General features: G+C 36.3%; 21 protein-coding genes and 1 tRNA gene. 9 read left to right on the top strand and 13 right to left on the bottom strand.

From position 1 onward, the window contains the following. Positions 1-154: 154 nt before the first annotated feature. From lptC to ACXACQ_RS06845, 4 genes are all read right to left on the bottom strand, one after another. Positions 155-697, bottom strand: a complete 543-nt coding sequence (gene lptC / locus ACXACQ_RS06860; RefSeq protein ID WP_474975194.1) for an LPS export ABC transporter periplasmic protein LptC — start codon at positions 695-697, stop codon at positions 155-157. A 65-nt stretch (positions 698-762) separates the two neighbouring features. Then, positions 763-2,046, bottom strand: coding sequence for a tetratricopeptide repeat protein (locus ACXACQ_RS06855; RefSeq protein ID WP_474975193.1), 1,284 nt, complete (start codon positions 2,044-2,046; stop codon positions 763-765). A 33-nt stretch (positions 2,047-2,079) separates the two neighbouring features. After that, on the bottom strand, positions 2,080-3,315 hold the full coding sequence (gene bamG, locus ACXACQ_RS06850) for a BamG family beta-barrel-assembly machinery protein (protein WP_474975192.1): 1,236 nt from the start codon (positions 3,313-3,315) through the stop codon (positions 2,080-2,082). Between the two features lie 31 nt (positions 3,316-3,346). Next, complete coding sequence (locus ACXACQ_RS06845; RefSeq protein WP_474975191.1) at positions 3,347-4,048, bottom strand: type III pantothenate kinase; 702 nt, start codon at positions 4,046-4,048, stop codon at positions 3,347-3,349. Positions 4,049-4,180: 132 nt separating this feature from the next. On the opposite strand from ACXACQ_RS06845, the gene ACXACQ_RS06840 reads away from it, so the two are divergent. After that, positions 4,181-5,260 (top strand): anhydro-N-acetylmuramic acid kinase, encoded by a 1,080-nt coding sequence (locus ACXACQ_RS06840; RefSeq protein ID WP_474975190.1) that lies wholly within the window; start codon positions 4,181-4,183, stop codon positions 5,258-5,260. A 45-nt stretch (positions 5,261-5,305) separates the two neighbouring features. Further along, positions 5,306-6,532, top strand: coding sequence for a Glu/Leu/Phe/Val dehydrogenase dimerization domain-containing protein (locus ACXACQ_RS06835; RefSeq protein WP_474975189.1), 1,227 nt, complete (start codon positions 5,306-5,308; stop codon positions 6,530-6,532). Positions 6,533-6,813: 281 nt separating this feature from the next. Here ACXACQ_RS06835 and ACXACQ_RS06830 read toward each other — a convergent pair whose 3' ends face one another. Both ACXACQ_RS06830 and ACXACQ_RS06825 read right to left on the bottom strand, forming a co-directional pair. Continuing rightward, on the bottom strand, positions 6,814-7,341 hold the full coding sequence (locus tag ACXACQ_RS06830) for a hypothetical protein (RefSeq protein ID WP_474975188.1): 528 nt from the start codon (positions 7,339-7,341) through the stop codon (positions 6,814-6,816). Between the two features lie 231 nt (positions 7,342-7,572). Beyond that, positions 7,573-7,992 carry a hypothetical protein gene (locus ACXACQ_RS06825; RefSeq protein ID WP_474975187.1) on the bottom strand — a complete coding sequence of 140 codons (420 nt, stop codon included), beginning with the start codon at positions 7,990-7,992 and terminating at the stop codon, positions 7,573-7,575. A gap of 636 nt (positions 7,993-8,628) precedes the next feature. On the opposite strand from ACXACQ_RS06825, the gene ACXACQ_RS06820 reads away from it, so the two are divergent. Further along, positions 8,629-10,158, top strand: coding sequence for a sodium:proton antiporter (locus ACXACQ_RS06820; protein ID WP_474975186.1), 1,530 nt, complete (start codon positions 8,629-8,631; stop codon positions 10,156-10,158). Positions 10,159-10,232: 74 nt separating this feature from the next. On the opposite strand, the gene ACXACQ_RS06815 is transcribed toward ACXACQ_RS06820, so the two are convergent. The 3 genes from ACXACQ_RS06815 to ACXACQ_RS06805 form a co-directional block, all read right to left on the bottom strand. Continuing rightward, positions 10,233-11,555 carry an aspartate kinase gene (locus ACXACQ_RS06815; RefSeq protein ID WP_474975185.1) on the bottom strand — a complete coding sequence of 441 codons (1,323 nt, stop codon included), beginning with the start codon at positions 11,553-11,555 and terminating at the stop codon, positions 10,233-10,235. A 152-nt stretch (positions 11,556-11,707) separates the two neighbouring features. Next, positions 11,708-13,636: a molecular chaperone DnaK gene (gene dnaK / locus ACXACQ_RS06810; RefSeq protein WP_474975184.1), complete on the bottom strand. Its 1,929-nt coding sequence runs from the start codon at positions 13,634-13,636 to the stop codon at positions 11,708-11,710. Positions 13,637-13,808: 172 nt separating this feature from the next. Beyond that, positions 13,809-14,453 (bottom strand): hypothetical protein, encoded by a 645-nt coding sequence (locus ACXACQ_RS06805; RefSeq protein ID WP_474975183.1) that lies wholly within the window; start codon positions 14,451-14,453, stop codon positions 13,809-13,811. A 231-nt stretch (positions 14,454-14,684) separates the two neighbouring features. Here ACXACQ_RS06805 and ACXACQ_RS06800 point away from each other — a divergent pair, with 231 nt between their 5' ends. Genes ACXACQ_RS06800 through ACXACQ_RS06790 form a run of 3 tightly spaced genes read left to right on the top strand, consistent with a single transcriptional unit; the run spans position 14,685 to position 17,279 of the window. After that, positions 14,685-16,265 (top strand): peptide chain release factor 3, encoded by a 1,581-nt coding sequence (locus ACXACQ_RS06800; RefSeq protein WP_474975182.1) that lies wholly within the window; start codon positions 14,685-14,687, stop codon positions 16,263-16,265. Between the two features lie 24 nt (positions 16,266-16,289). Further along, complete coding sequence (locus ACXACQ_RS06795) at positions 16,290-16,967, top strand: RluA family pseudouridine synthase (protein ID WP_474975181.1); 678 nt, start codon at positions 16,290-16,292, stop codon at positions 16,965-16,967. Positions 16,968-16,970: 3 nt separating this feature from the next. Next, positions 16,971-17,279, top strand: a complete 309-nt coding sequence (locus ACXACQ_RS06790) for a DUF6787 family protein (RefSeq protein WP_474975180.1) — start codon at positions 16,971-16,973, stop codon at positions 17,277-17,279. Between the two features lie 128 nt (positions 17,280-17,407). Here ACXACQ_RS06790 and ACXACQ_RS06785 read toward each other — a convergent pair whose 3' ends face one another. The 3 genes from ACXACQ_RS06785 to ACXACQ_RS06775 form a co-directional block, all read right to left on the bottom strand. Then, positions 17,408-19,582 carry a TonB-dependent receptor plug domain-containing protein gene (locus tag ACXACQ_RS06785; RefSeq protein WP_474975179.1) on the bottom strand — a complete coding sequence of 725 codons (2,175 nt, stop codon included), beginning with the start codon at positions 19,580-19,582 and terminating at the stop codon, positions 17,408-17,410. A gap of 1,011 nt (positions 19,583-20,593) precedes the next feature. After that, on the bottom strand, positions 20,594-21,931 hold the full coding sequence (locus tag ACXACQ_RS06780; protein ID WP_474975178.1) for a M28 family peptidase: 1,338 nt from the start codon (positions 21,929-21,931) through the stop codon (positions 20,594-20,596). Between the two features lie 83 nt (positions 21,932-22,014). Next, a complete protein-coding gene (locus ACXACQ_RS06775) occupies positions 22,015-23,325 on the bottom strand; it encodes a DEAD/DEAH box helicase (protein ID WP_474975177.1) in 1,311 nt (436 codons plus the stop codon). Positions 23,326-23,380: 55 nt separating this feature from the next. Between ACXACQ_RS06775 and ACXACQ_RS06770 the strand changes: the two genes are divergently transcribed. The 3 genes from ACXACQ_RS06770 (at position 23,381) to ACXACQ_RS06760 (ending at position 25,232) form a co-directional block, all read left to right on the top strand. After that, on the top strand, positions 23,381-24,721 hold the full coding sequence (locus tag ACXACQ_RS06770; RefSeq protein WP_474975176.1) for a dihydroorotase: 1,341 nt from the start codon (positions 23,381-23,383) through the stop codon (positions 24,719-24,721). Positions 24,722-24,787: 66 nt separating this feature from the next. Then, positions 24,788-24,863, top strand: a tRNA-His gene (locus tag ACXACQ_RS06765). 99 nt (positions 24,864-24,962) lie between these two features. Then, the gene (locus tag ACXACQ_RS06760; RefSeq protein WP_474975175.1) at positions 24,963-25,232 is read left to right on the top strand and encodes a hypothetical protein; all 270 of its coding nucleotides are present in this window, start codon (positions 24,963-24,965) and stop codon (positions 25,230-25,232) included. 49 nt (positions 25,233-25,281) lie between these two features. Here ACXACQ_RS06760 and ACXACQ_RS06755 read toward each other — a convergent pair whose 3' ends face one another. After that, positions 25,282-26,034, bottom strand: coding sequence for a hypothetical protein (locus ACXACQ_RS06755; protein ID WP_474975174.1), 753 nt, complete (start codon positions 26,032-26,034; stop codon positions 25,282-25,284). Between the last annotated feature and the right edge of the window lie 112 nt (positions 26,035-26,146).

Below are 26,146 nucleotides of genomic sequence, written 5' to 3'. Positions count from 1 at the left end.
ATCTTTTTTATCCTTCAGTAATTTGTATAAAAATAATAGACCTAAACATAACATAAAAATCCAGTAGGATTCGGTCACTCCCACTGTCATTGATTGATGGACTCCAATTACAAATAGTCCAACACATAATGAAAATATGATTATAGGAAATAATTTATTCATCTTCTTCGTCTATATCAAATATTCCTTTTACTTTCTTGATTTCATAGTAACTGAAATCTTGCTTTGCCTCTAAGCCATCTCCATACAATATTTGCCCCGGCCTTTTGATAGTTACAAAATTATCGGTTTGTATTTTTTCTTCTGTAGGCAGCCAAAACAACTCTTCAGTGTCCAATTCCTGGTTATTCTCTATGTTTTTAACCTGCACATCGCCTCTCCCTCTCCACTTATTAGCTTCACTAAAATAATAGGCTTCATTTGCCTTCAGTGTAGACTCCAGCTTCCCTTCTTCATCATAAAACTCCATGTAAAGCCCTTTAGGGAACTCTCTATCTCCGGTAGCATATTCAAGCAACTGCTCTGTAACCAATTTCACTTGCACTGTAGCTGATTCACTAAAGTATAATTCCAGATCACTTGCTTCTTGCAAAGGCCCTTCATAAGGAGCTAATTCGGCCTTCTGTTCACCATCATCGCCACAACTAATAGCCGTAGCGCATAAAAGTAAAAAAAGGTATTTGAATGTAGACTTCATATACAAAAAGAGAGGCCAATGAAGAAAAATCCTTCATATGGCCTCTTTCAATATGTTAATTATAATTAATCTCTACTTCTGATAGTAGTGGTAACTCCCCAACAGCTAACAGTTAAAGAAGCTCCATTTTCATAGTTATATGTAAATATTTCTTCTTTTGATGGGAATTGCTCTTTTGCAGAATTCATCATTTTAGAGTTTCCTGCTCTTTGGAACATATCGTAAGCAATTAAGAATACACCTCTATCTTTTACGATATCCTGACCACCTTTACAGCTATCAAAGCTTTGGTAGTATGCATAACCAATAGCATTGTAAGCATCTTTATTATTTGGATCTATAGACAAAGCTTTGTTGTACATCTGCAATGCAGCACTACCGCTTTTAATAGCACCTAACTGAATGTACATTTCTGATTGCTTAGAAGGATCTTTAGTTAATTCTAAAGCTTTGTTGAAATATTTCTCAGCCTTAGCTCTGTCTGTAGACTTATATTTAAGTCCTAAAGTTTTGTACAATCCGTAATCAGGCTCTTGTTCTGCAATTACCTCACCTGCTTGTAACCATAATGGATCATCAGTACATTTTGCGTTCAACATGAAAGCAAATATTTTCTTAGCCAATTTCACGTTTGAAGGATCAGCCTGAAACTGAGGAGCTAAATTTTGCTTAACGAAATCACAGTCAACTTCAATTACTGACACTAACAAACCATCAATTTTACCTTTGTAGTCTTCAAGTTTATCTTTATGAGCAGTGTCATTTTCTAATTGGTAATCTACCGCCTGAGTGATTTTATCATATCTATCTAAAATCTCCATATCAGAGATGTCTTGTAAATATTTTTTGTTGTATACGATAGCACTCATATAAGGCACGTGCATATAGTAAGGAATATCGTTTCCGTTAAGCTCATAAGCTTTATCGAATAATTCCATTACATTTTTAAGCTTGCTCTTATTTCTAATGTTGTACACATAGTTTTGGTAAGCTTTTCTCGCAATTACATCAGCCTCTTCTCCGCAATTCTCTATTCTCATGTCATAGATAAGCATTAAAGAGTCTATCAACACCGCTTTACGAGCATCATCAGTTTCTTTATCAATTAAGCCTTTATAAATTTTTTCTCCGTTAATGTAGATAGAAGTATTAAGCTTAGGCGCATTTGTTAATAACCACATGTGAGGTTTCTGAGCCTTGTCAAAATCATCATTTCTAAGAGCATCAGTATACAATACGTTTTTTTCCTGAGCTTTAGCCTTGTCCTCCGGCCAGTTCCAATCATTACACTGGGCTTGCAGCATATACGTTTGCAAACAGATAACTGCTAACAAAAAGATGCGCTTCATTATTTTACTTTTCATCATCATTTTAATTATTACTTAATCATATTTTCTTTTAATAAACCACTGGTCATTAAAGTTTAGACCAAAGTAAACTTTATAGTAGTCTTCCTGTATTCTGGTGTCAGCTATGTTACCACGCTGTCCCCATTTAAAGGCCATATCTAAACTTGAGAATCGGCCTACAGGTAAAGACCAGCCAAAATTAATGCCAAAGTCTTTCACTTGTGTACCATCTATTACATATGGTGTATCTTCATAACTCGCTCCAAGCCTATAAGTCACTCTTTTTAAGTAACTAGTAACAGAGCTATAGTCTGGCGTAATTTCACCTCCTACTATAATTTTCATTCCATCTTCAAAGCCATCATTACCCCCTTTGTAAGATTTATAATCAGACCATTTTTGCAATTTAACATCTACCCCTACTGTCCATTTAAAACCGTTGGAGAATGAAATACCTGCTCCTATAGCCTGAGGAAGGGTTATTGAACCTCTTACATTGTTAGATAAAGTATCAACAGATATTGGTAAGTTATTATAAATTTGCTCTCCTGAGCTAAACATCTTAGCCTTTACATCTGTATTAAAATCGTAAGTTAAGCCAGCATTAAACCTTATCTTATTATGAAAGATAGAGTCTTTTCTAAATGCCAAACCTCCAGAAAACATAAAGTCAGACACTGAAAGACGTTCTGTGACATTACTTGCTAATAACACACCTTCTTCAATGCCCTGAATATCAGCAGTGAATTCCTTTTCTATATTTGAGAAAATATAAGTAGCCTTTAATCCTACGTTCAAATTTTTATTGATCGAAACACCATTAGACCAGTAAAGCTGATTAAGCCCTCCTGCCCCTGATTCTGTAATAATAATATCATTATCTGCCCCCTGAACCTTTGCCATGGTAGTAAATTCGTAATCTACATTACTATAAGGCATAAGCCCGATTCCGGTGGTCCATCTGCCTGGCTTTACAGGAAAAGCTGTAGCTAAAAATGCTAAGTTACCCCCTGAGCTTTTTTCTTTAGTGATTCCATTATCTAAAGACCTTTGCTCACCAATAAACCCAGCATTAAAAACAGTAAGTGAATTATAAGGTAGCAATGCAGGATTGATATTATTAAGATTCCAATAGCTACCGTTACTAATACCCAAACCACCCATTCCTTGATTATGAGCCAAGCCAAGACCATAAATATCACCTATACCCAAAGAGGTATACGGAGATTTGGCAGCTTGCCCAAATACTTTCAATGAGCAAAAACTCATTGACAATAGGAAAAAAATTGCTATCTTATTTTTATACATTATAAAGTAAAATCCTGTTTAAGCCTCTCAAAACCAATTCTGGGGCAGCAAATATGTCAGGTTTAAGTCTGTTTTCAAAAAACTGAGCATCCCCACCACACACTATAATCCGCAAATTTGCGAATTTGTAGTTATACATCCGAATAATTTCATGAATTTCGGCAACTATGCCATTAATTACACCGCTTAACATGCAATCTTTAGTAGATTGTCCTACCAAAGGCACATTTTCTTCAGGTTCAATTAACGGCAACTTAGCAGTAAAAGTATGCATTGCCTTAAATCTCATCTGCATCCCGGGTGAAATTCCTCCTCCAAAATAGGTGCCTGCATCATCTATTATTTCATAGGTTATACATGTACCCATATCTATAACCAAACAATTCTGCTCAGGGAATAAACTCTGAGCTCCTGCTACGGCTGCTATTCTATCTAACCCCAGGGTATTAGGCGTTTTATAATCAACATTAAATGGAAGTTTATTCTCTCTATCCAGATACAGAACAGATGCATCTATGTTTTTTGTCCAATCAAAACTTCTTTCTAAAACCGAACTGATATAGACATATTTAAACTGATATGATTTATCTAATTGGAGAAGCTCCTCCTCTCCATACCCCACTTTTATCAGTTGAGTGTGATCAAACACTGCCCACTTTACTCTGGTGTTACCATAATCTACAATAAGATTCATATTACAATAGTCCACGAAAAAGTGTTAAAATGAAATAACATAGTGTGTTAAATTATTTTAACATGGAAAATTTATCTCAAGAATAAAGTAGTTTCATAATTTTCAGCCGTAAACGAACAATTGGATATTTCGATGGACACAAAAAACTCTTACAAAATTATAGGTCTCATGTCAGGCACATCGCTTGACGGGTTAGATGTGGCATACTGTGATTTTTACAAACAAAAAGGACAATGGAAATATCAACTCATAGAAGGTATTGAAATAGAATACCCAAAAGAAATACTAGAAACGCTGAAAAAAGCCACTTCTTTATCAGGCCTTGAACTCACTGAGCTAGACCATCAATTAGGTAAATGGATAGGTGAATCTGTGGCCAACATCATTAAAGAAAGGGACTTTGAAATTCAATATATCTCATCTCATGGTCATACCATTTTTCATCAACCTGAAAATGGCTTTACGCTACAAATAGGCAATGCCAATCAAATTGCTGCCATTACTCAGCTTCCCGTAATTTCTGACTTCCGTACATTAGATGTAGCCTTGGGTGGCCAAGGGGCTCCATTGGTGCCCATTGGTGATAGGCTTTTGTTTTCGGATTTCGAGGTATGCATCAATTTAGGAGGCATAGCTAATCTATCTTATGAAAAAGAAAATACTAGAATAGCCTATGACATTTCTCCGTGCAACATGCCCATTAACTACTTGGCCAGTAAACTTGGGCACGACTATGATAAGAATGGCGAATTAGCAAGAAAGGGCACTCTAATAGATAGCTTTTTCCACAAGTTTAATGAATTAAAATTCTACAAAGCCGAAGCTCCAAAATCGCTGGGATATGAATGGGTGCAAGAAAATATATTATCGTACTTAGACTCTAGCTCTGAGCCTTTAGAAGACCTTTTGCATACCATTACAGAACATAGTGCCCTGCAAATAGCTAATGCCATTAATCAAAGCTGCCAAAATAACGGCCGAGCTCTTTTCACCGGTGGCGGCACTTTTAATGTTTATTTAATAGAAAGAATTCAGCACTACCTTAGACCAGACATCGAACTAGTAATTCCCTCAAAAGATACGATCAAATTTAAGGAAGCCATCATATTTGCATTTTTGGGAGTACTGAGACTAGAAAACAAAATTAACTGCTTAGCAAGTGTAACAGGCGCCAGCCAAGATAGTGTGGGCGGAAGCGTAATTACATTATAAGCAATAAGTTTTTTCGTAGTTTTGAGACCTTATGAAATAAATACTATGAAAAAGCTTCAAGAAAAATTTGAAAACAAGAGACCTGAAATAGTTTTTGAATGGCAAGATCCGGAAACGGAAGCAGAGGGATGGGTAGTAATCAATTCGTTACGTGGTGGCGCTGCTGGCGGAGGTACCAGAATGCGAAAAGGACTCGATAAAAACGAAGTAGAGTCACTAGCCAAAACGATGGAAGTTAAATTCACAGTATCTGGCCCTCCAATAGGCGGGGCTAAATCAGGAATTAACTTTGACCCCAACGACCCTCGCAAGCAGGGAGTATTGGAACGTTGGTACACCGCTGTTAAGCCGCTTCTAAAATATTATTACGGTACTGGAGGAGACCTAAATGTAGATGAAATTCATGAAGTGATACCCGTTACTGAAGATGTTGGCGTTTGGCATCCGCAAGAAGGTGTATTCACAGGGCACTTTCAACCCACTGAAGCCCACCTAGTGAATAGAATTGGTCAACTTAGGCAAGGAGTAATTAAAGTCTTGGAAGACGAAAAATACTCTCCATCCTTAACCAAAAAATATACTGTGGCCGATATGATAACAGGCTATGGCGTAAGCGAGGCCGTAAAGCATTATTATGATTTATGGGGTGGCAGCTTACAAACAAAAAGGGCTGTAATTCAAGGCTGGGGTAATGTAGGCGCTGCTGCAGGTTTTTACCTATCGCAGATGGGAGTTAAAATAGTGGGCATCATTGATCGTGATGGTGGAGTGATTAATGAAGATGGCTTTTCGCACGAAGAAATAAAAGACATGTTTCTTAATAGAAATGGCAATCAGCTAGTTGCAGATGATATGATTCCTTTTAATGAAATCAATGAGAAGATATGGGATTTGCACTTTGAAGTGTTTATTCCTGCAGCTGCCTCTAGGCTAATCACCAAAAATCAAGTAGAGCGTATGATCAACTCTGGCTTAGAAGTTTTTAGTTGTGGAGCTAATGTACCCTTTGCAGACCCTGAAATATTCTTCGGGCCTACAGGTCTTTATGCCGACAGCAATTTCTCTGTAATACCAGATTTTATAGCTAACTGTGGCATGGCCAGAGTGTTTGCCTACCTTATGGAGGCCGAAGTGAGCCTAGAGGATGATGCTATTTTTAGTGACACCTCTCTAAGAATCCGTAAGGCATTGGAGAAAACTTTCAAACAAAACAGTTCAAAAACAGAAATAGCAAAAACTTCTTTTGAAATAGCGCTAAAACTGTTAGTGTAACGACTTAGCGGTACCCTAGCATTCATTAAGTAAAAATGTGAAGGACTAAAGCTAAAAGTAGCCAGTATAAACAAAAAAGGCTCTCCTTAAGAGAAAAATAAACTGAAGGGAAAAGTCTTAGCTACACAATAGTTCAAAACTTATATATAATGATTCAAGTCAATTTCTTAAAATAAATTGGCTTGAATCCATCAGGGTGCTGTGTATAACTTACAACACCACTACATAAAGCGTGACGTGACTATTTTAGCAGTAATTTTATGCGAGTTGTGGGCAGTAGCTTAAATTAAATGGTTAAGCAAAGTAAGCCAATCAGTAAAGTTTTTATCCTCTAAAATTTCTGGGTTAAGCCTATGAGTACAAAGTTTTCTAATTGGTCTTTTTGATAAGAAGTCAATACCTGAATTGTAGTTTGATGGTAATAATCCCAGAACTAATTCTTTTTCATTAAATAGAAGATTAATGTCTGCCTTTTTCACTATTGTTTCTCGACCATTATAGAACTTTCTAATTTTTTGAGATACAACTGATATTGAATAAATATCAGAATATTTTAAGAGCAAGGCCTTTTGAATGTTCTTCTTTGAAAATCTTAACACTAGCCCCTTTTTTAACAATTCGAAAGACACTGTATTCAAGTCTTGCGATAATGTTTTCAGACCATTGAATTCATCAATTCCATCAAGGTAAATAAACTTGGTAGAACCAGTACCTTTAAGCCCTAGTTTATTGATCACGTTGAAATGGCCACCTAGATAGTTGATGTGTGATTTACGCAGTTTATCATCTGATGAAATTTCTACAACCATGAAGTAATTATTGCTAACACTCATAAATAGTCATGTGTGCACCACCGAGACTATAAGACACCAAAATAGTGAAACCGACTGGATTTAACCAACAGTTCCAGATAACCACTGAGCTTCACCAGATAATTGCCCCTTAGAACCGGAAACTCCAACCAGCTCTGGGCGACAGATAAATCGAACAAAACCCAGCTCAATGTTACTCTCACTAATGCGTCACATATCTTTAGTCCGTTAATCAACATTTATATAAACCGGAATAACAAGTCTCACAGGCACTTCCTTACCATCGAGAGTCCCAGAAGTCCAATTATCTATATTCCTAAGAGAATCCGATGATAAAAGAGTTAAATGGCCATTAGCTTCGCAAAAGTTACGGATTTTACCAGACGGGTCGATAACCAACGAAAAATAGAATTTGGTATGCGCACCGTAGGTTTTGATATCATCTGATAGATGGAGATTAGATATCAAGTCACTATAAAACTGTGACATGCCACCTTTATAAGTTGGTGGAGTATCTACATTGAAAAGTACTTTCTCGGAATCAATTGAATCCAATTCACACAGGCCCAACTGTTCCTTAACGGTCTGTCCAAAGGATGTCAAGTTAAAAGATAACCCTGTTAACAAAATTAATAGTAGAGACTTCATATGTCTTATAACAATTATATAAGAGACACAAACATTCCCTTATTTCTATTATAGTAATCAATCTAAAGCATTTTCAACTAATTTCATAGAGGTATTGGATCTCTGTCGTTTTACTAGAGTTATGACTCAACAGTTATTTGAATTGGACAATGATTCTCTTCAGGCTCTAACAAATGTGTGGCAAAATCAGGTAACAGCATGCAAGGAACCGTTACCTTCGCTTTCTTAGCCGCACTGTGAACCGCCACCTAATCTCTAACCTTCATTATTTTGGCTGTACTAAGACTAAATATTACATAATTTTAATCCGGTGTTAGAAAATTTGCTTATAATAGAGGCATCTATATGCTTAAGTAAGAATTGTAAATAAACTAATAGTATAACTTCAAATGTTAATGAAGTTGGCAAAAAATTAGTAAATGAATATGACTACTAACTACATATTCATCTAACCTACTAAAAGTTAAAGTATTGAGATTGTAAATTTTCATTACCATTTTAACTTCTAATTAACCTTAGAAGCAAGAATGTTTATATAAGATTCTATAACTTTGAGTAATATGGCTTAGTGTATACATCTAAAGTGATGTATCCAAATCCTTGTGAATTAAATTATTGTAAATAAAAATTAAATTGGTGAGTCAATCGCTCTTTAAAATTTTACTGGTTTTTTCTTTGTTTTTCATTGCCATCCCTTCATTTAGTAATGAAGAAGAGGCACTGGCTACTACAACTACTAACACTCAACATAGCGAGGGTGTACCTATAGAAGAACACGAAAAAGACGAGTCACATTCGGAACAACAACATGGGCAAAACAGCGAAGCGCATCATGCCACCGCGCCCGGATGGACCGTAATACCATTTGTAATGTTGCTATTAATGATAGCAACAGGCCCATTATTCTACGAGCATTTCTGGCATAAAAACTACCCCATTGTAGCTATTATTTTGGCTACTATAGTAGTGCTGTATTATGTTTTTGTCTTACATAATACGCACGCCCCAATACATGCTTTAGCAGAATATGTTCAATTTATAGCACTGTTGGCATCATTATACATTGCCTCTGGGGGCATAATGATAGATATTGACAAAAAAGCCACTCCTATGGCTAATATCATATTATTATTTACCGGGGCTGTAGTTGCCAATTTAATAGGAACTACCGGAGCATCAATGCTATTGGTAAGACCATACATAAGACTAAACAAAACCAGAATAAAAGCTTACCACATCATATTCTTTATTTTTAGTGTTAGTAATATTGGTGGGTGTTTAACTCCTATTGGTGATCCTCCATTATTTTTAGGATTTCTAAAGGGTATTCCTTTCTTCTGGACATTAGAGCATAATATTGCTGCTTGGCTTTTTGCCTTAGTTGCTTTATTAATCACTTTTTATGTTTTAGATAAAAACAACAAATCTAGCCACGGCCTTTCTGATGAAGAGATGACTTACAGCAACAAAATAAAGCTTGTGGGTTATAGAAACTTCCTATGGCTAGCCGTAGTAATTGGTTCTGTATTTTTAGATCCAAACGTACTTGAATGGGTACCTGCGATACATTACGATGGGCAAAAATTTTCTTTTTTAAGAGAAATGATCATGTTCTCAGTAGCATTTTTCTCATTCAAATTTGCCAATAAAACCGCCATCTATGGAAATGAGTTTAGCTTTGAACCTATCAGAGAGGTTGCTTTTATTTTCATTGGAATATTTGGCACCATGATGCCGGCACTAGAGCTCGTGAGTGGCTTTGCAGCCAGCCCAGCAGGAGCTGAGCTCATAAGCTACAACACCCTTTATTGGGGCACAGGTATGCTATCGGGCTTTTTAGATAACGCACCTACTTATCTTAATTTCTTAACTGCAGCTATGGCATCTCAAGGTGGTGAAATCAGCAACATTCAGGATGTATCTGCCTTTGCGCAAGGTGGTGTTTTCCACGATAGCTTACTAGACTTAAAGGCTATCTCCATTGCAGCTGTATTCTTTGGAGCAATGACATATATAGGTAATGGACCTAATTTTATGGTAAAATCTATTGCAGAACAGATAGGTATTAAAATGCCATCTTTCTTCGGATACATCATCAGGTTCTCCATTCCATTTTTACTACCGTTACTAATATTAGTATGGTTAGTATTCTTTGCTTTCCTTTAATAGAAAACTACAATTTACTATAAACGAAAAAAGGAGCTGTTTAGCTCCTTTTTTCGTTTATAGCATTCTATACTTTATTGCGTGAAGATAGACTCATTCAACGACTTAAGTGCCTGATTTTTATATCCTGAATCAACAAGAATAGAGACATTATTCTTACTTCCTCCGTAAGAAATCATCCTCACGGCAATGTCATTTAATCCATCAAAAATATTCTTCAAAGCTCCGGGTTTCTCTGTAATGTGGTTTCCTACGATACACACTATGCTCTGATTTTTGTCTACCTCTACATACCCAAATGCACCCAATTCCTCTATAATCTCTGCTAGGTAGTGATCGTTGTCAATAGTTACCGATACAGCCACCTCCGAAGTAGTAATCATATCGATTGAAGTCTTATATTTTTCAAAAACCTCAAACAAACGCCTCAAAAAGCCATGGGCCAATAACATACGGGTAGATTTTATTTTAATGGCAGTAATACCATCCTTAGCCGCTATAGCCTTAATATCAGCCACACCTTCCGTTGCATTAATTACTGTTCCTGGCGCTTCGTGATCAATAGTACTCTTCAACCTTACAGGGGTACCATACTTTTGAGCAGGCAAAATAGATGATGGATGTAATATTTTAGCGCCAAAATAAGCCAACTCGGCAGCCTCATCAAAGCTGAGCTCCGAAATAGGAAAAGTATTATCTACCACCCTAGGGTCATTATTGTGCATGCCATCAATATCAGTCCATATTTGCACCTCCTTAGCGGCTATAGCTGCACCTATCAACGAAGCGGTATAATCACTACCTCCTCTTTGTAAATTATCAGTTTTACCTTCGTGGTTACGACAAATAAAGCCTTGTGTAATATATAAAGGTTTAGATGGCCTGTCAGCAATAATGCTTTTCAACTTTTCCGAAATCTTTTCAATTTCAGGTTCGCCATCTTCATCTATAGACATAAAATCTAAAGCAGGAAGCAAGTCACTTTCTATTCCCCTCTCTTGAAGGTACTGATGAAATAAATTCGTTGACATGATTTCACCGTAAGCCAAAAGGGTTTTATTGTTTCCTTCATTAAAATCAGGAATACTCGTTAGAGCATCAATATCAGTAAAAAAGCTATTAATCAAAGTAGTCCCTTGAGTATTTCCTTCTGCTGTATTGTACAAATTATCAATAAACTGAGAATAGTGTTTCTTTAATGACTCTACCTTACCCTTGGCCTCCTTCTGTTTTCGTGCGAGAAGCAATTCTCCTATTTCCACTAAAGCATTAGTTGTACCTGAAACAGCTGAAAGCACCACAATTTTCGGTTCTTGGTCTGCAGTGATCAGTTCAGCTACTTTGTGCATACGTTCGGGTAATCCTACCGAAGTTCCGCCAAATTTGTAGATAATCATTATTAACTATTTGTTTTTAATATGAGGTCGCAAATTTAAAATCATTTTAAATAAATTGACCAGTTTATAAAATTTTGTTGCGTAAATAGCTACATATAGCCATAAAAAAAGGGGCACAAGGCCCCTTTTACAATCTATATTAAATCAGTGAATTACTTTTTATTGTCATCCACTTCCTCGAATTCAACATCTGACACATCATTATCAGAGCCTGATTGTCCTTGTTGAGCATCCGCACCTGGTTGCGCTCCTGCGTCAGCACCTGGTTGTCCTTCAGTAGCTGCATACATTTCTTGAGCTGCACCTTCCCAAGCCTTGTTAAGACCTTCCATAGCAGTGTCAATGGCTGCTAGATCTTGTGACTGATGAGCTTTTTTCAATTCTTCTAAAGCACTGTTGATCTTGCCTTTATTATCATCTGATAATTTTTCGCCATATTCTTTCAACTGCTTTTCAGTTTGGAAGATTAAAGAGTCAGCCGCATTTACTTTATCGATTTTCTCTTTTGCTTCTTTATCTGCATCAGCATTAGCTTGCGCCTCTTGCTTCATTTTCTCGATTTCTTCATCTGTTAATCCAGAAGAAGCCTCGATCTTAATTTTCTGCTCTTTACCAGTTCCTTTATCCTTGGCCGATACATTCATGATACCGTTAGCATCAATATCGAATGTTACTTCAATTTGAGGAACTCCTCTTGGTGCTGGTGGAATATCAGATAAATGGAATTTACCAATTGTTCTGTTATCCTTAGCCATAGAACGCTCACCTTGTAAAACGTGGATTTCCACAGAAGGTTGGTTATCAGCAGCAGTAGAGAATACTTCAGATTTTCTTGTAGGTATTGTAGTATTAGACTCAATCAACTTAGTGAAAACACCACCCATAGTTTCGATACCTAATGATAATGGCGTAACATCTAATAATAATACGTCTTTTACTTCACCTGTTAACACACCACCTTGAATAGCCGCTCCAATAGCCACTACTTCGTCAGGATTAACTCCTTTTGAAGGTTTCTTACCGAAGAACTTCTCAACTTCTTCTTGTATTTTAGGTATTCTGGTAGAACCACCTACTAAGATCACTTCATCAATTTCAGAAGCGCTTAAACCAGCATCTCTAAGTGCTGCTTGGCAAGGATCCATTGATCTTCTTACTAAGTCATCACAGATTTGCTCAAATTTAGCTCTTGTCAATTTCTTTACTAAGTGCTTAGGCACACCATCAACTGGCATAATGTAAGGCAAGTTAATTTCTGTCTCAGTAGAGCTAGATAATTCAATTTTCGCCTTTTCAGCAGCTTCTTTAAGTCTTTGTAAAGCCATAGGATCTTTTCTAAGATCTACGTTCTCGTCTTTCAAAAACTCCTCAGCTAACCAATCTATTATTTTTTGATCGAAGTCATCACCACCTAAATGAACATCACCATTAGTAGATTTCACTTCAAAAACACCGTCACCTAATTCTAAGATAGAAATATCGAATGTACCACCACCAAGGTCATACACAGCGATTTTCATATCTTGATCTTTTTTATCAAGACCATAAGCTAAAGCTGCAGCTGTAGGTTCGTTGATAATTCTTTTCACATCAAGACCTGCGATTTGACCAGCTTCTTTGGTAGCATGTCTTTCAGCATCGTTAAAGTAAGCAGGCACAGTAATTACCGCTTCTTTTACTTCAGTTCCCAAGTAATCTTCAGCTGTAGACTTCATTTTTTGAAGTATCATCGCTGAAATCTCTTGAGGTGTATAATTTCTATCTCCGATTTTTACTCGAACTGTATCATTATTTCCCTGCTCTAATCCGTAAGAAACGGCTTTTTTCTCATCACTAACTTCAGAGAATTTTTTACCCATAAATCTCTTTACAGAGCTAATAGTATTTTGAGGGTTGGTGATAGCTTGTCTTTTTGCAGGATCCCCTACTTTTCTCTCTCCCTTTCCATCTTCAAGAAAAGCTACAATCGAAGGAGTAGTTCTTCTACCCTCGCTATTAGGGATCACCACAGGCTCATTACCTTCCATCACGGCAACGCAAGAGTTGGTAGTACCTAAGTCAATTCCAATTATTTTTCCCATGATAATTAAGTCCTTATTTATGAATTAATAATTTCAGTTTTTTTCGTAATTACAACTTATCAATGGTTATGCCAATTGAAAGAGTGCGACAAAATGACAGCTTAAAAAGTGATAATAAAAAAGGACTGCCAAAGACAGTCCCTTTTTATTACTTAAAATGACATTTTTTACATCAGGAGGGGAACATATCAGCTCTGTACACCTTAACGTTAACCATACCTGAAACTTTTAACTCATAATCTGTAGAATTTTCGTCTTCAGCAGATGTAAACGCAAAGTTAAATTTCAACATACCAGTATCTGCACTGTAGCTATAATTAGAGATGGTAATATCATCAGTGCTTACATCACCGATCCCAATATAGTATGCATTAAAATCGTCTGTTTTATAAAAGTTTACAAGAGTTATATCATCGAGAACAAAACCTCCACTAGAAAGCAAGGTATCTACTTCGAAGTCTATAATAAAATAAGATCCATATTCATAAATAGGAAAAGCAGGATCTTTAAATTTCACTACTTCTACCACATCTACAGAGTCTTGAGAATCGTACTGAACGGTAGAAAATATACCTATCGTATATTTAAAGTTTACGGTATCTTTAAAGGCCGTACCATCTGGCAAAGTACCATCATAATAAACCATAACATTTCCATCTTCAGTCAACTCCTCAAATCCTACACCATCCTCACCATCTTCACCGTCTACTCCATCTACCCCATCTGTTCCTGTAGGCCCGGGATCTCCATCTTCTGCACAGCTAAATACAAAAGCAGTCATAAAGGTTATTAAAATCAAATAAGTAATTTTTTTCATAAGATTATATTTTGGTATGTCATATAATATCTCACTTAAATACTGCTAAATCAAGAAGTTATAAAAATATATTAACCGCGACACCAAATATTGAACAGGTTAAATGCTGCACACCGGAATTTTATCAAAAATTCACCATTTCATGTATATAGCCTAGCTCTTACCACTTATTAGCCTTAAAGTCTAAACCGAATTATGTAACTTCGCATTTATTTTACATAGTCAAGATTCATGGCCATTAAAGAAGAAATAGAGAAGAGAAGAACGTTTGGTATCATTAGCCACCCTGATGCGGGAAAAACCACATTAACTGAAAAGCTACTTTTATTTGGAGGAGCCATTCAAACGGCAGGAGCAGTTAAATCAAATAAGATTAAAATGCATGCTCGCTCTGATTGGATGGAGATAGAAAAACAAAGAGGTATATCGGTAGCCACATCGGTAATGGGCTTCAACTATAATGGCAAAAAGATAAACCTCCTTGACACACCTGGTCACCAAGATTTTGCAGAAGACACTTACCGTACACTTACGGCTGTGGATAGCGTTATAATGGTAATAGATTGTGTTAAAGGAGTGGAGATACAAACAGAAAAACTAATGGAGGTGTGTAGGATGAGAAATACACCTGTAATCTGTTTTATCAACAAGCTTGACCGTGAAGGCCGCGACCCTTACGATTTATTAGATGAGATAGAGGAAAAACTTAATATTAAGGTAAGACCTTTAAGCTGGCCCATAAGCATGGGTAAAACCTTTAAGGGGGTCTACAGCCTATTCAACAAAAACCTGCACTTATTTAAAGCCAGTAAGACAAAAATTGATGATGAAGGCATTAGTATTAAAGACATTAATGACACCACCATTGACAAAGAAATTGGCGAAAGTTATGCCGCTGAGCTGAGGGAAGACATAGAATTAATAGAGGGTGTTTATCCTGAATTTGATGTAAACGAATACCTTGCGGGTAATGTGGCTCCGGTATTTTTTGGTAGTGCCGTTAATAACTTTGGCGTAAAAGAATTGCTGGACAGCTTTATAGAGCTTGCTCCCGCGCCAAAATCAAGAGAAACAGAAGAAAGGTTGATTACACCTGATGAGAAAAAATTCACTGGTTTTGTGTTCAAGATTCATGCAAACATGGACCCCAATCACAGAAACAGAATTGCTTTCATTAGAATATGCTCAGGAAAATTTGAAAGAGGAACGAATTACTACCATGTAAGAGCTGACAAAAAAATACGTTTCTCTAATGTAACTGCTTTTATGGCGCAGGAAAAGGAAATAGTTGACGAAGCATGGCCTGGCGATATTGTAGGACTTTATGATACAGGAAACCTGAAAATTGGTGATACTTTATCTGAAGGAGAAAAAGGAATATACAAAGGTATCCCTAGCTTTTCGCCCGAAATATTCAAAGAGGTAGTCAATAAAGACGCCATGAAGACTAAGCAATTAGAAAAAGGCTTAAGCCAATTAATGGAAGAAGGTGTAGCGCAGCTTTTCACTTACGAAATAGGTTCAAGAAAAGTAGTAGGAACGGTAGGGGTACTTCAGTTTGAAGTAATTCAACACAGGTTAAAAAATGAATATGGTGCTTCTTGTGATTTCATGCCCATGAACTTATATAAAGCCTGCTGGATAAGTAGTACAGATAAGAAAAAGCTTAATGAATTTGCCTCTTCAAAAGCCCGACACATTGCAAAAGATAAAGACGGAAAACTCGTTTTTATGGCTGAGAGCAGAGCATGGTTAACTATGGTTCAGGATAATTTTCCTGAAATTGATTTTCATTTTACTTCTGAATTTTAATTACCATCTGATCACACGTTCGATATGCTAGAGTCAAAACAAGTTTTATACGAAGACAACCATCTGCTGATAGTAGACAAACCTGCTGGATTATTAGTGCAGGGAGACACTACCGGAGATGAAACATTGGCAGAACAGGCAAAGGCGTACATTAAAAATAAGTACAATAAGCCTGGCGATGTTTTTTTAGGAGTTATTCATAGGTTGGATAGACCTGTAAGCGGAGTTGTAGCCTTAGCTAAAACCTCCAAAGGTTTAGAAAGAATGAATAATCTCTTTAAAGAGCGTAATATTCAAAAAAAATATTGGGCATTAACCAACAAAAGACCTCCTAACACGCAAGGTGAATTAACGCATTGGCTAAAGAAGAATGGTAAAATAAATAAAACCACAGCATTCAATAACGATAAAAAAGGCGGCCAAAAAGCTATTTTATCGTATAAATTAATTGGAAGAATAAGTGAATACTATTTGCTGGAGGTAAGCCTAGTAACAGGTAGACCACATCAAATAAGAGCTCAGCTAGCGAAAATTGGCTGTCCTATTTTTGGTGATGTAAAATATGGGGGAGATAAAGGGCAAAACAGCAATAGCATTTATTTACATTCCCGGCATCTTTCCTTCGAGCACCCTGTAAAAAAAGAAAAAATAAGCATTACGGCTGCGGTACCGAAAGATCAAATATGGAGATTATTTGAATAAGCTATGAAAAAACCGAACTGGCTCAGCAAACTAGAAAAAAGATGGAATGTCTCAGGGACTAAGGCCATTCTAATATTGGTGGTATTTGCATGTACAGGATTTACTGTCTTTTTTCTAAAAGAGCCAGTCCTTTCATTATTTGCGGATAAAAACGAAAGGACCGTACTCTTTACCATTGTTTATTACATATTAATATTCCCGGTATACAATGTGCTATTACTTTTTTACGGCTTTGTATTTGGCCTGTTTAACTTCTTCTGGGAATTCGAAAAAAGAATGTTTAGTAGAATGGCAGGCAAGAAAAAAAACTAACCCAATAAACATTGTTCTGCCGCTTACTATCCATTTATTAACATCAGCACTACACTTGTTACCCTTCGGCAAAGCATTACTCACAACCTTGGAGGCCGAAAAAATAAGGAGCACAAGACTCCTTCTCATTAAAGCTTCACGCTAGCTCCAGCTCCTATTATCCTGTGTATTTGCATTGGTATACCAGTCTGTAACGAGTTATAATTAGCCAAATAACCATTATTAAAAATATCATTGCCCCACAGAAACACACTCGTCTTTCTATTATTGAAAACTTTCTCTATTTTAAAATCAACCCTATAACGCGCCTCAGGCTTCTGCAACTGATAGCCCACTTCACCTAAACCAGGTGTTCGCTGTTGATCATACAAAAAAGCATTGGTTCCTGTTTTAGTATGGTACATGCTATTTACAGTAAACTCAATATCAGAAGGTAAGGTAAAGTAAGACTTCAACCTAAAAACATGTTCAGGCATTTGAGGCACCGAAGGCTTAATGTATTCCACCTTTTCTCCGGTAACAGGGTTATTCTTACCTTCAATATCTGTTTTAAACCAAGCATGAGACAACTCAAACCTCACGCTAGAGGTAGGAAAAAATTTTAATACGGACTCTACACCATAGTTATCTGCTTCATATACATTAGCGTATAATATAGAGTAAATATCTTCATTAGAATTAACCGGAGACGGTGTAATCTCACCTGTGGCTACTCCCACCAGCTTATCTGCCTTACTATAAAAACCAGTAATATCTAAGGCTAAGTGATCCCAAGAAGTCTTAAACCCTACTTCGCTGGTCAAATACTCAGATTGATCGGTATCATCTCCATTAATTAAAGCTATTCTATAAGGAAACATCTGATTGGCTGGCACTAATGTCAATTCTATATTAGTTTGTATGAAACCTGGCGTGGTTACACTCCTTGAAGCAGCTCCCCAGAAGGTAATTTTCTTTGTTGGCTTATAGGCTATTCTAGCACTAGGAGAGAACTCCGGCTTATGATCAACCAAAGTCCATGTTTCTGCCTTTATTCCTACCGTTGCATCTAGCTTATCATTGAATATTAACTGATCTTGAACAAACACGCCCCATAAATAAGCCACATCGTTATTTTCAGTATACCTAACGCCAAGGGATGGGTCTAATGGGCCTATCCTAAAGTCAACTCTTCTTAAATTTAAACCTGAACTTAATCGATGCATCCCCAACTGCAAATTGTCTTGCGCTTCAAAATTCAATGTAGAAGTTGACCTTATACCTCCTGACTCATCAGTAGACTCTTTATTTTCAGATAGCTGAAAAAAGACATTATGCATATCGTTAAAAGACTTATCAAGTCTCACACTGGACACCACCCTCTTATTCTTTTGTTCCAATAAAATAAAATCAGTATCAGGGCTTAATACAGAAGGGGCATACATATTTCTTTTATGGTTAAAATAGAAAAAATGCGTACTCAACACCGCTCCTTCTCCCAAATTAGACTGAAGCTCTAATCCGGTCATTATTTTATTCGTTTCATAAACATCGGCATTTAACGAATTTTCAATAACAGTGGTGCCGCTACTGGTCCCATCAGGCAAGTTAGTATTAGGGTCTAAATTCATTGCAGGTACAGTTACATACTCACCATCAAATTCATCCATAGGTTTAAACCCATTAAAGAAATTACCTTTAGCAAATACTTTTATATGTGATTTTTCAGACATTTGAGTGGCGTATCGCACTTCAGGTGCCACTAGCCCTCTGGTTCCTTGCTTTAAAGTAGCAGACCAATTTTCCTCACCATCAGGCTTTTTCGTAAAAATATTAATTACTCCCGTAGCTGCATTTGCACCATAGATAGTACCTCCAGGGCCACGTATCACTTCAATTCTCTCAATTTCATCAAAGCTGATATCAAAATTAGCAAAGTTAAAAGACGAAGAATAAGGCGATTGGTAAGGCACGTTATTCACCAACACTAATACACTTCCCAAAAAACCATCAGTATTTTGCCTTAATCCGAAGTCACTATCATTGTAATTATTAAAATTAAAAAACACTCCCGGCACCATCATCTGTAATAGATCTTGAAGGCGAGTTGCACCTGACCGCCTTATATCGGCTTGATTAATAACATAAGTCGCTGCTGCTACCTCATGTTGTTTTTGAGACCTTTTAGATACTGATGTTATCTCTATATCCATCAATTCTTGCAGACTCATCTCATAAAGAGTAGTGTCCATTTCTTGAGCACTCACCCTAAATGAAAAATAACTGATTGAAGCAACCAGCAAAAAAGTAACTTTCTTCACCATAATTGTAGATTAAAAAATATTATTCCTTGTGCATTATTAGCATAATGGCATCACAGGCCATGCCATATGCCTGTATATACGCTCTAAAGGGATATTATGGATTTCTACATTTAGAATGTTTGCTTATTTGAGACTTGTTTCCAAAAAAGAGAATGTAACAATCAACTTATTTATTGAAGTAATTCAGCCATCTTAATCTTCTTAAATAGCCATAATAAGTTTGTATATAACATAAAATTATAGCCTAAAGCCAAACTAATTTAAAAACACGCAATAAAATGGAAGCAAAAAGAACACATCGTATGAATTTTACAGAAGAACAGAACTATATAAGGTAAGATTAATAAATAGCAATTGAAAATTTCACTCTCGCTGAAGCTGTAAGAATAGGCATAAATATCAAAGGTTAGATAACTTCTAATTATACATATGTCAAAGATTATAATTTAAAGAACTTTTAATGAATGGGAAATATAAAATAAATAACATTTCAATAGATAAAAAGTCTTTACTGTCCTGAAAGGCTCTTACTTATACTTATGTAAGATTATTATTTTATTTAAAATATAAAGATCCTTAAGTAGTCTTTACTCAAGTTTGCCAATTCAAATAAATATAAATATTCATAGAATTCGAATTAAAACACAATATAGTACTTAAACGATATATATATAAACAAATCAACAATACTTAAAATATTATTTAATCTAAATACTTCACATTTAATGTATTATTATTTTCAACAGCAATGCAATTAACCATATTGATGCATTTTTTCAAGTGCACGAATCTATAATGCTTTTATAAATGCTTGAGTAAGGTTATGAAACCTTTTAGCTTTCTATTCAAAAGAGATTTTAAGAAATTGCAACTCAATTACGAATTCAGCCATTCGTAGATAAGAATTTATATTCAACCTAAACCCAAATGGCATTTAATGCTCAACCCATTAAGTGCATAAAACAAAAAAGGAGCTCAAGAGCTCCTTTTTTGTTTTATGGGCATTATATTTTATAAGCCATGTTGATCTATCAAATATACCAAGGTGGTCATTGCTGCTGCACCCAACTCTAATTCTCTTTTATCTATCTTATCAAATGTATCCGCAGTAGTATGATGATAATTAAAATAACGTTGCGGATCCGGGAGAAACTCAAATAAAGCCACACCTTGATCAGCTAATGGAGAAATATCAGCTCCACTCCCCTTTTTAGAAAAATCGTACAATCCATAAGGTAGCAACAGTGGAGACCATGCTTTTAATTTAGTAACCGCTGTTTTACTATTATCAGAAGTAAATCCTATAGGAGTAAAACCTCCACGATCCGATTCTATTGCAGCTATATGCTTTTCCTTATTTTCACGAGCAAGTTTAGCATATTCAATCCCACCTTTTAAGCCATTCTCTTCATTCATATACATTACAGCTCTTATCGTATGCTTATTCTTATACCCCAACTCCTTCAATAGCCTAAGCACCTCAATAGACTGCACACAACCTGCTCCATCATCATGAGAACCATCTCCTAAATCCCATGAATCTAAATGACCTCCCACAACAATATATTCATTAGACTTTTCTGTTCCCCTCATTTCCCCAACCACGTTATAAGAAAGTACATCGGGCAGCATTTCACAATGAGTTTCAATGTATAATTTTGCGTCTACCTTATCTTTCAATATGGACGAAAGCTTTTCAGCATCGTTAGTGCTTATGGCCACTGCTGGAATTTTCTTAACATCATCATCATACCTTAAACCGCCCGTATGGGGTATGTCATCATTATTAATGGCCATAGACCGCACCACAACAGCCACAGCACCTAGAGCCGCTGCCTTTGATGGTCCAAAAGCACGCTGATCTACCGCTCCACTATATGCTTCAAAAGGATCTAATAGAGTTGATTGCATAGGCCTGCTAAAAAAAACAATTTTACCTTGTATGTTTTTCTTACCTAATTTCTTTAACTCTTCAAAATTTCTTACCTCAACCACTTCAGCCCATACACCAGCATTCCCTGTGCCTACACTGTTACCTAAAGCACAAGCATTCAACTCAAAGCTACCATACTTACCTGCATCAGTAACTTTTACTATTTCCTTTACACCACGCACCCAATGTGGCACCATTACGGGTTGTAAAAAAACAGTGTCAAAGCCATATTTCATCATTTCTTGCTTACTCCACTCCACTGCAGCCGCAGCTTCTGGTGAACCACTTAATCTAGCTCCTATCTCATTACTTAAATAATCAAGCATTTCATAAGTCTTGCCTCCGGTTAAAGCTTCATCATATATTTTCTTGAGCATAGCCTCATCTGCATCTTGAGCCCATAAGGCATTAGGCATACAAATAATTGCTATAAGAATCAGTCTATAAATATTCTGCATAAGTTATTATTGTAATAATTAATTTGGATTAGCTAATTAATCTACCTTCTTCTCTTCCCTTTCCCTCTCTTGTTAGATTTAGTATTCTTCTTTTTATCAGGTCGTTCTTTTTTATCATGGAAAGCCCCTTTAAAATCAGGGTTCTCTCTTCTTTTAAAAATATCTATATCCAGTTCTATATCTCGCCTTTCCTGCTTAGAGGTTTCCGTCACTTCAACTTCTTCTGGTAATTGTAGCACAGGAATAGTGTCTCTAATGATTTTCTCAATTTTAGCTATATGTAGCATTTCAGCTATATTCGCAAAAGTAATAGCTTGACCATCCTTATCTGCCCTACCGGTACGCCCTATTCGATGCACATAATCTTCATATATTAAAGGCACATCAAAGTTAATTACATGCGAAACCTCCTCAACATCAATTCCACGAGCAGAAACATCCGTAGACACCAGTAGCCTCAATTCTCCAGCTTTAAACTGATTGATAGCATTTATTCTACTGTTCTGGCCTTTATTAGAGTGAATAACTCGAACTGATCCGATATGCTTCCTGTCCAAATATTTAAATATATTATCAGCAGTTGATTTAGTTCGGGTAAATATTAATACTCGGTTTAAGCTTTCATCCTTTAGTAAATGAACCAACAAATTAATTTTAGTTCGTAGATTCGGAACTTCGTAAAGCACCTGACTAACTTTTTCGGCAGTAGTTGCTTGTGGCGCAACTTCTACTACTTCAGGGAATTCCAAAAATTCTTCGGAGAGCTTTAGTACCTTATCCGGCATAGTGGCAGAAAATAGCAGGTTTTGCCTTTTCACAGGTATTACTTCCAATATTTTCCGAATCTGAGGCATAAACCCCATATCCATCATTTTATCAGCTTCATCTAACACCAAAGTTTTTATAAACTTAGTAACCAACTCACCTTTAAGGTAGATATCCATAAATCGACCTGGTGTAGCCACAATAATATCGACACCATTATTAACCTCCTCTATCTGAGTCTTTGGACCTATACCTCCATATAAGCAAACGTGCCTTACATCAGTGTATGTGGCTAAATCCTGAATTGCTTCATCTATCTGCAAAACCAATTCCCTGGTAGGCGCCAAAATAAGTGCACGCGCATCATTTCCCTGCGCATACTTCACCTTCATTAAAATAGGCAACACGAAAGCAGCAGTCTTTCCTGTACCCGTTTGAGCTATCCCCATCACATCATGACCGTTCAAGATAAGAGGTATTGCCTTCTCCTGTATTGGAGAGGGGGAAGTATAGCCTTTTTCTGCTATAGCATTTAACAGCTGCCTGTTTAATTTGAATGATTCAAACCCAGATATATCATTATCCATAAAATACAATCAGTTTATTTGCGGCTTGTCACTTAAAGCCAGACATTTGCAATCTATGAAATCTACCTTAATTACCAATGCTAATGTCGTGAATGAAGGTAAGACCTTTGCCGCTGACATATTAATAAAAGGCGAATATATCGAAAAAATCGCCCCGAATATATCAGCTTCTGATATTGATGAAATAATTGATGCAAACGGACATTATGTCATTCCTGGGGCAATAGATGACCAAGTTCATTTTAGAGAGCCCGGGCTCACGCATAAGGCCAATATATTTACAGAATCTAGAGCTGCAGTAGCAGGTGGTGTTACCAGTTTTATGGAAATGCCAAACACCGTTCCAAACACACTAACGCAGGAACTTCTTGAGGACAAATACAACACCGCTAGCAAATCTTCATTAGCCAATTACTCCTTCTTTATGGGAGCCAGCAACGACAACCTAGAAGAAGTATTAAAAACGCCCGCTGACAAAGTTTGTGGCGTTAAGGTATTCATGGGCTCTTCTACGGGAAACATGCTTGTAGACAATGAAACTACATTGAACAACATATTTTCTCAGGTACCTATGCTTATAGCTACCCACTGTGAAGATGAAGCCACAATAAGAAAAAACACCGACATATATAAAGAGAAATACGGAGAAGACTTACCTATAAAGTATCATCCTTTGATAAGAAGCGAAGAAGCCTGTTATAAATCTTCTTCTACCGCAGTGGCATTAGCTAAAAAACATGGCGCTAGATTGCATATTCTACATATCTCTACTGAAAAAGAATTATCTCTATTTGACAACTCCATTCCGCTGGAGCAAAAAAAAATAACTGCAGAGGCCTGTATTCACCACATGTGGTTTAATGATAAGGATTACGACAACAAAGGAACATTTATTAAGTGGAATCCTGCCGTTAAAACCCAAGCTGATCAACAGGCTATATTAAATGCTGTTATAAATAACACTATTGATGTTATAGCTACAGATCATGCACCGCATACCCTTGAAGAAAAAAATAACACCTACTTTAATGCTCCTTCTGGCGGCCCTCTAGTTCAGCACAGCGTAGTTGCTATGATGGAATTTGTTAAACAAGGGAAAATATCTATAGAAAAGGTGGTAGAAAAAATGAGTCATCACCCTGCCATTCTTTTCAATATCTCCAAAAGAGGATTTATAAGAGAAGGGTACTATGCTGACCTAGCAATAGTTAACCCTAATAGCACATGGACTGTTAACAAAAATAATATTTTGGCCAAATGCGGCTGGTCTCCATTTGAAGGACAAAAATTTAGCAGCTCAGTAGAGCACACCTTTATTTCAGGGCACCATGCCTATGCCAATGGTGTAATTAATGATTCAACTTTAGGTAAAAGATTAAACTTTGAAAAAAAATAATTTTTTTCAACCAAAAGTATTGCAAATTAGAGGTGCTTCATTATCTTTGCACCACTAAACACAAACGGTGGTTGTAGTTCAGTTGGTTAGAACGCCTGATTGTGGTTCAGGAGGTCGTGGGTTCGAGTCCCATCTTCCACCCAAAAGCCTTTCACAGATGTGAAAGGCTTTTTTATTTTACACTCCTCTATATCAGATAGAAATTTTTTCATCTTGCCATTTAATTCACTAAGTTCACCTAATGATTAGTGCAAGCCGTTTCAAAAACCTTCCTCTAAAAGACAAACTCAAAACCATTTATATAGATGGGACCTTTATCGTGTCTATCAGATATTATGGATACAAAATCAATCTATACCTACTGAATAATTTTTATATAGAAGTTTTTTACAACCACAAACTGGACAAGATAGAAAAAATTGAGTTGCTTGATGATCATCACTCGAGAATGAAGTTTTACTCTGATCAAATAAAATTACCACAAGATTTGATCTCAACTATTAGACAATAAAAAAGGTCGCACTAGGCGACCTTTTTATTTATATCTATTTGAGTATTTCTTAAGCAGTGGTAGCTGTACCAGCATTCTGGCTACCATTTAAAACCGAAATCTTAAATGTTTTCTTAGCTTTATATCCACAGTAACCACACTCATAATGCTTCATAAGTTCGCCTTCTTCCACTGATGACGGAGACTTCAAAATCTCTTCTCTAGAAACTCTAAATGTTTGATAGTTACATTCAGGACACTGCAACGCGTGTAAGTGACCTGCATATTTCTCAATCTTAGTATACCCAGTTTCCTCATCAACCCACACATCATAATCTATTGAGAAGATATTCTCCTCAGCCTGCATACCTTCATCTAAATAAACATCTTCTTCTTCTTCACTAAGCAACTTCATTGGCTTACCAGTCTTAGGAGATACACGTGGCTTATATCTCAATTTCTTAAGACGTTTTTCTATATAGAATGGGTAATAAAACTTAAGTAAGTTTTGAATGATAACCCCCAAAATTAACCCCATACATATGGTCATAAATACGCGTACAAATAACCAAAGCGAGTTAAGCTCAAGAATAAATGAGTTAGCGAATAATGCACCTGCAATAATTAACAAAATGCCGCTAGTTAATAATATATTAATTTCACTACGATTGATGTAATCGTACTTATTTTTAGAATCACTAGTAGTAGCCAACTTAATGATATGGCCTAAAAAAATTAATATTGATAAGCCCGCCAATCCGAAGGCTGCATATTGCGCCCACATATTCCAGGTCTCAAAAGATTGTGTAGAAGTTACTCCCATGGCCTATTACTTTAAATGTCTTCTTATTAGGTTTCGTGTTAAACAACAATAAATTTAATTAACGCACAATTTATAAATAACTCAGCACTTTTAATATTCTTTATTACAAAAA

This window comes from Fulvivirga sp. AWR4_260 (genome assembly GCF_056158185.1).
Note: the sequence above shows the minus strand (reverse complement) of the source record. Positions and strands in the feature narration are given on the sequence as shown.

Excerpts from the sequence above, each read along its gene's own strand:
- lptC (WP_474975194.1), bottom strand. The coding sequence starts at position 697 with ATGAAGTCTACATTCAAATACCTTTTTTTACTTTTATGCGCTACGGCT.
- ACXACQ_RS06855 (WP_474975193.1), bottom strand. The coding sequence starts at position 2,046 with ATGAAGCGCATCTTTTTGTTAGCAGTTATCTGTTTGCAAACGTATATG.
- bamG (WP_474975192.1), bottom strand. The coding sequence starts at position 3,315 with ATGAGTTTTTGCTCATTGAAAGTATTTGGGCAAGCTGCCAAATCTCCG.
- ACXACQ_RS06845 (WP_474975191.1), bottom strand. The coding sequence starts at position 4,048 with ATGAATCTTATTGTAGATTATGGTAACACCAGAGTAAAGTGGGCAGTG.
- ACXACQ_RS06840 (WP_474975190.1), top strand. The coding sequence starts at position 4,181 with ATGGACACAAAAAACTCTTACAAAATTATAGGTCTCATGTCAGGCACA.
- ACXACQ_RS06835 (WP_474975189.1), top strand. The coding sequence starts at position 5,306 with ATGAAAAAGCTTCAAGAAAAATTTGAAAACAAGAGACCTGAAATAGTT.
- ACXACQ_RS06830 (WP_474975188.1), bottom strand. The coding sequence starts at position 7,341 with ATGGTTGTAGAAATTTCATCAGATGATAAACTGCGTAAATCACACATC.
- ACXACQ_RS06825 (WP_474975187.1), bottom strand. The coding sequence starts at position 7,992 with ATGAAGTCTCTACTATTAATTTTGTTAACAGGGTTATCTTTTAACTTG.
- ACXACQ_RS06815 (WP_474975185.1), bottom strand. The coding sequence starts at position 11,555 with ATGATTATCTACAAATTTGGCGGAACTTCGGTAGGATTACCCGAACGT.
- dnaK (WP_474975184.1), bottom strand. The coding sequence starts at position 13,636 with ATGGGAAAAATAATTGGAATTGACTTAGGTACTACCAACTCTTGCGTT.
- ACXACQ_RS06805 (WP_474975183.1), bottom strand. The coding sequence starts at position 14,453 with ATGAAAAAAATTACTTATTTGATTTTAATAACCTTTATGACTGCTTTT.
- ACXACQ_RS06800 (WP_474975182.1), top strand. The coding sequence starts at position 14,685 with ATGGCCATTAAAGAAGAAATAGAGAAGAGAAGAACGTTTGGTATCATT.
- ACXACQ_RS06795 (WP_474975181.1), top strand. The coding sequence starts at position 16,290 with ATGCTAGAGTCAAAACAAGTTTTATACGAAGACAACCATCTGCTGATA.
- ACXACQ_RS06790 (WP_474975180.1), top strand. The coding sequence starts at position 16,971 with ATGAAAAAACCGAACTGGCTCAGCAAACTAGAAAAAAGATGGAATGTC.
- ACXACQ_RS06785 (WP_474975179.1), bottom strand. The coding sequence starts at position 19,582 with ATGGTGAAGAAAGTTACTTTTTTGCTGGTTGCTTCAATCAGTTATTTT.
- ACXACQ_RS06780 (WP_474975178.1), bottom strand. The coding sequence starts at position 21,931 with ATGCCTAATGCCTTATGGGCTCAAGATGCAGATGAGGCTATGCTCAAG.
- ACXACQ_RS06775 (WP_474975177.1), bottom strand. The coding sequence starts at position 23,325 with ATGGATAATGATATATCTGGGTTTGAATCATTCAAATTAAACAGGCAG.
- ACXACQ_RS06770 (WP_474975176.1), top strand. The coding sequence starts at position 23,381 with ATGAAATCTACCTTAATTACCAATGCTAATGTCGTGAATGAAGGTAAG.
- ACXACQ_RS06760 (WP_474975175.1), top strand. The coding sequence starts at position 24,963 with ATGATTAGTGCAAGCCGTTTCAAAAACCTTCCTCTAAAAGACAAACTC.
- ACXACQ_RS06755 (WP_474975174.1), bottom strand. The coding sequence starts at position 26,034 with ATGGGAGTAACTTCTACACAATCTTTTGAGACCTGGAATATGTGGGCG.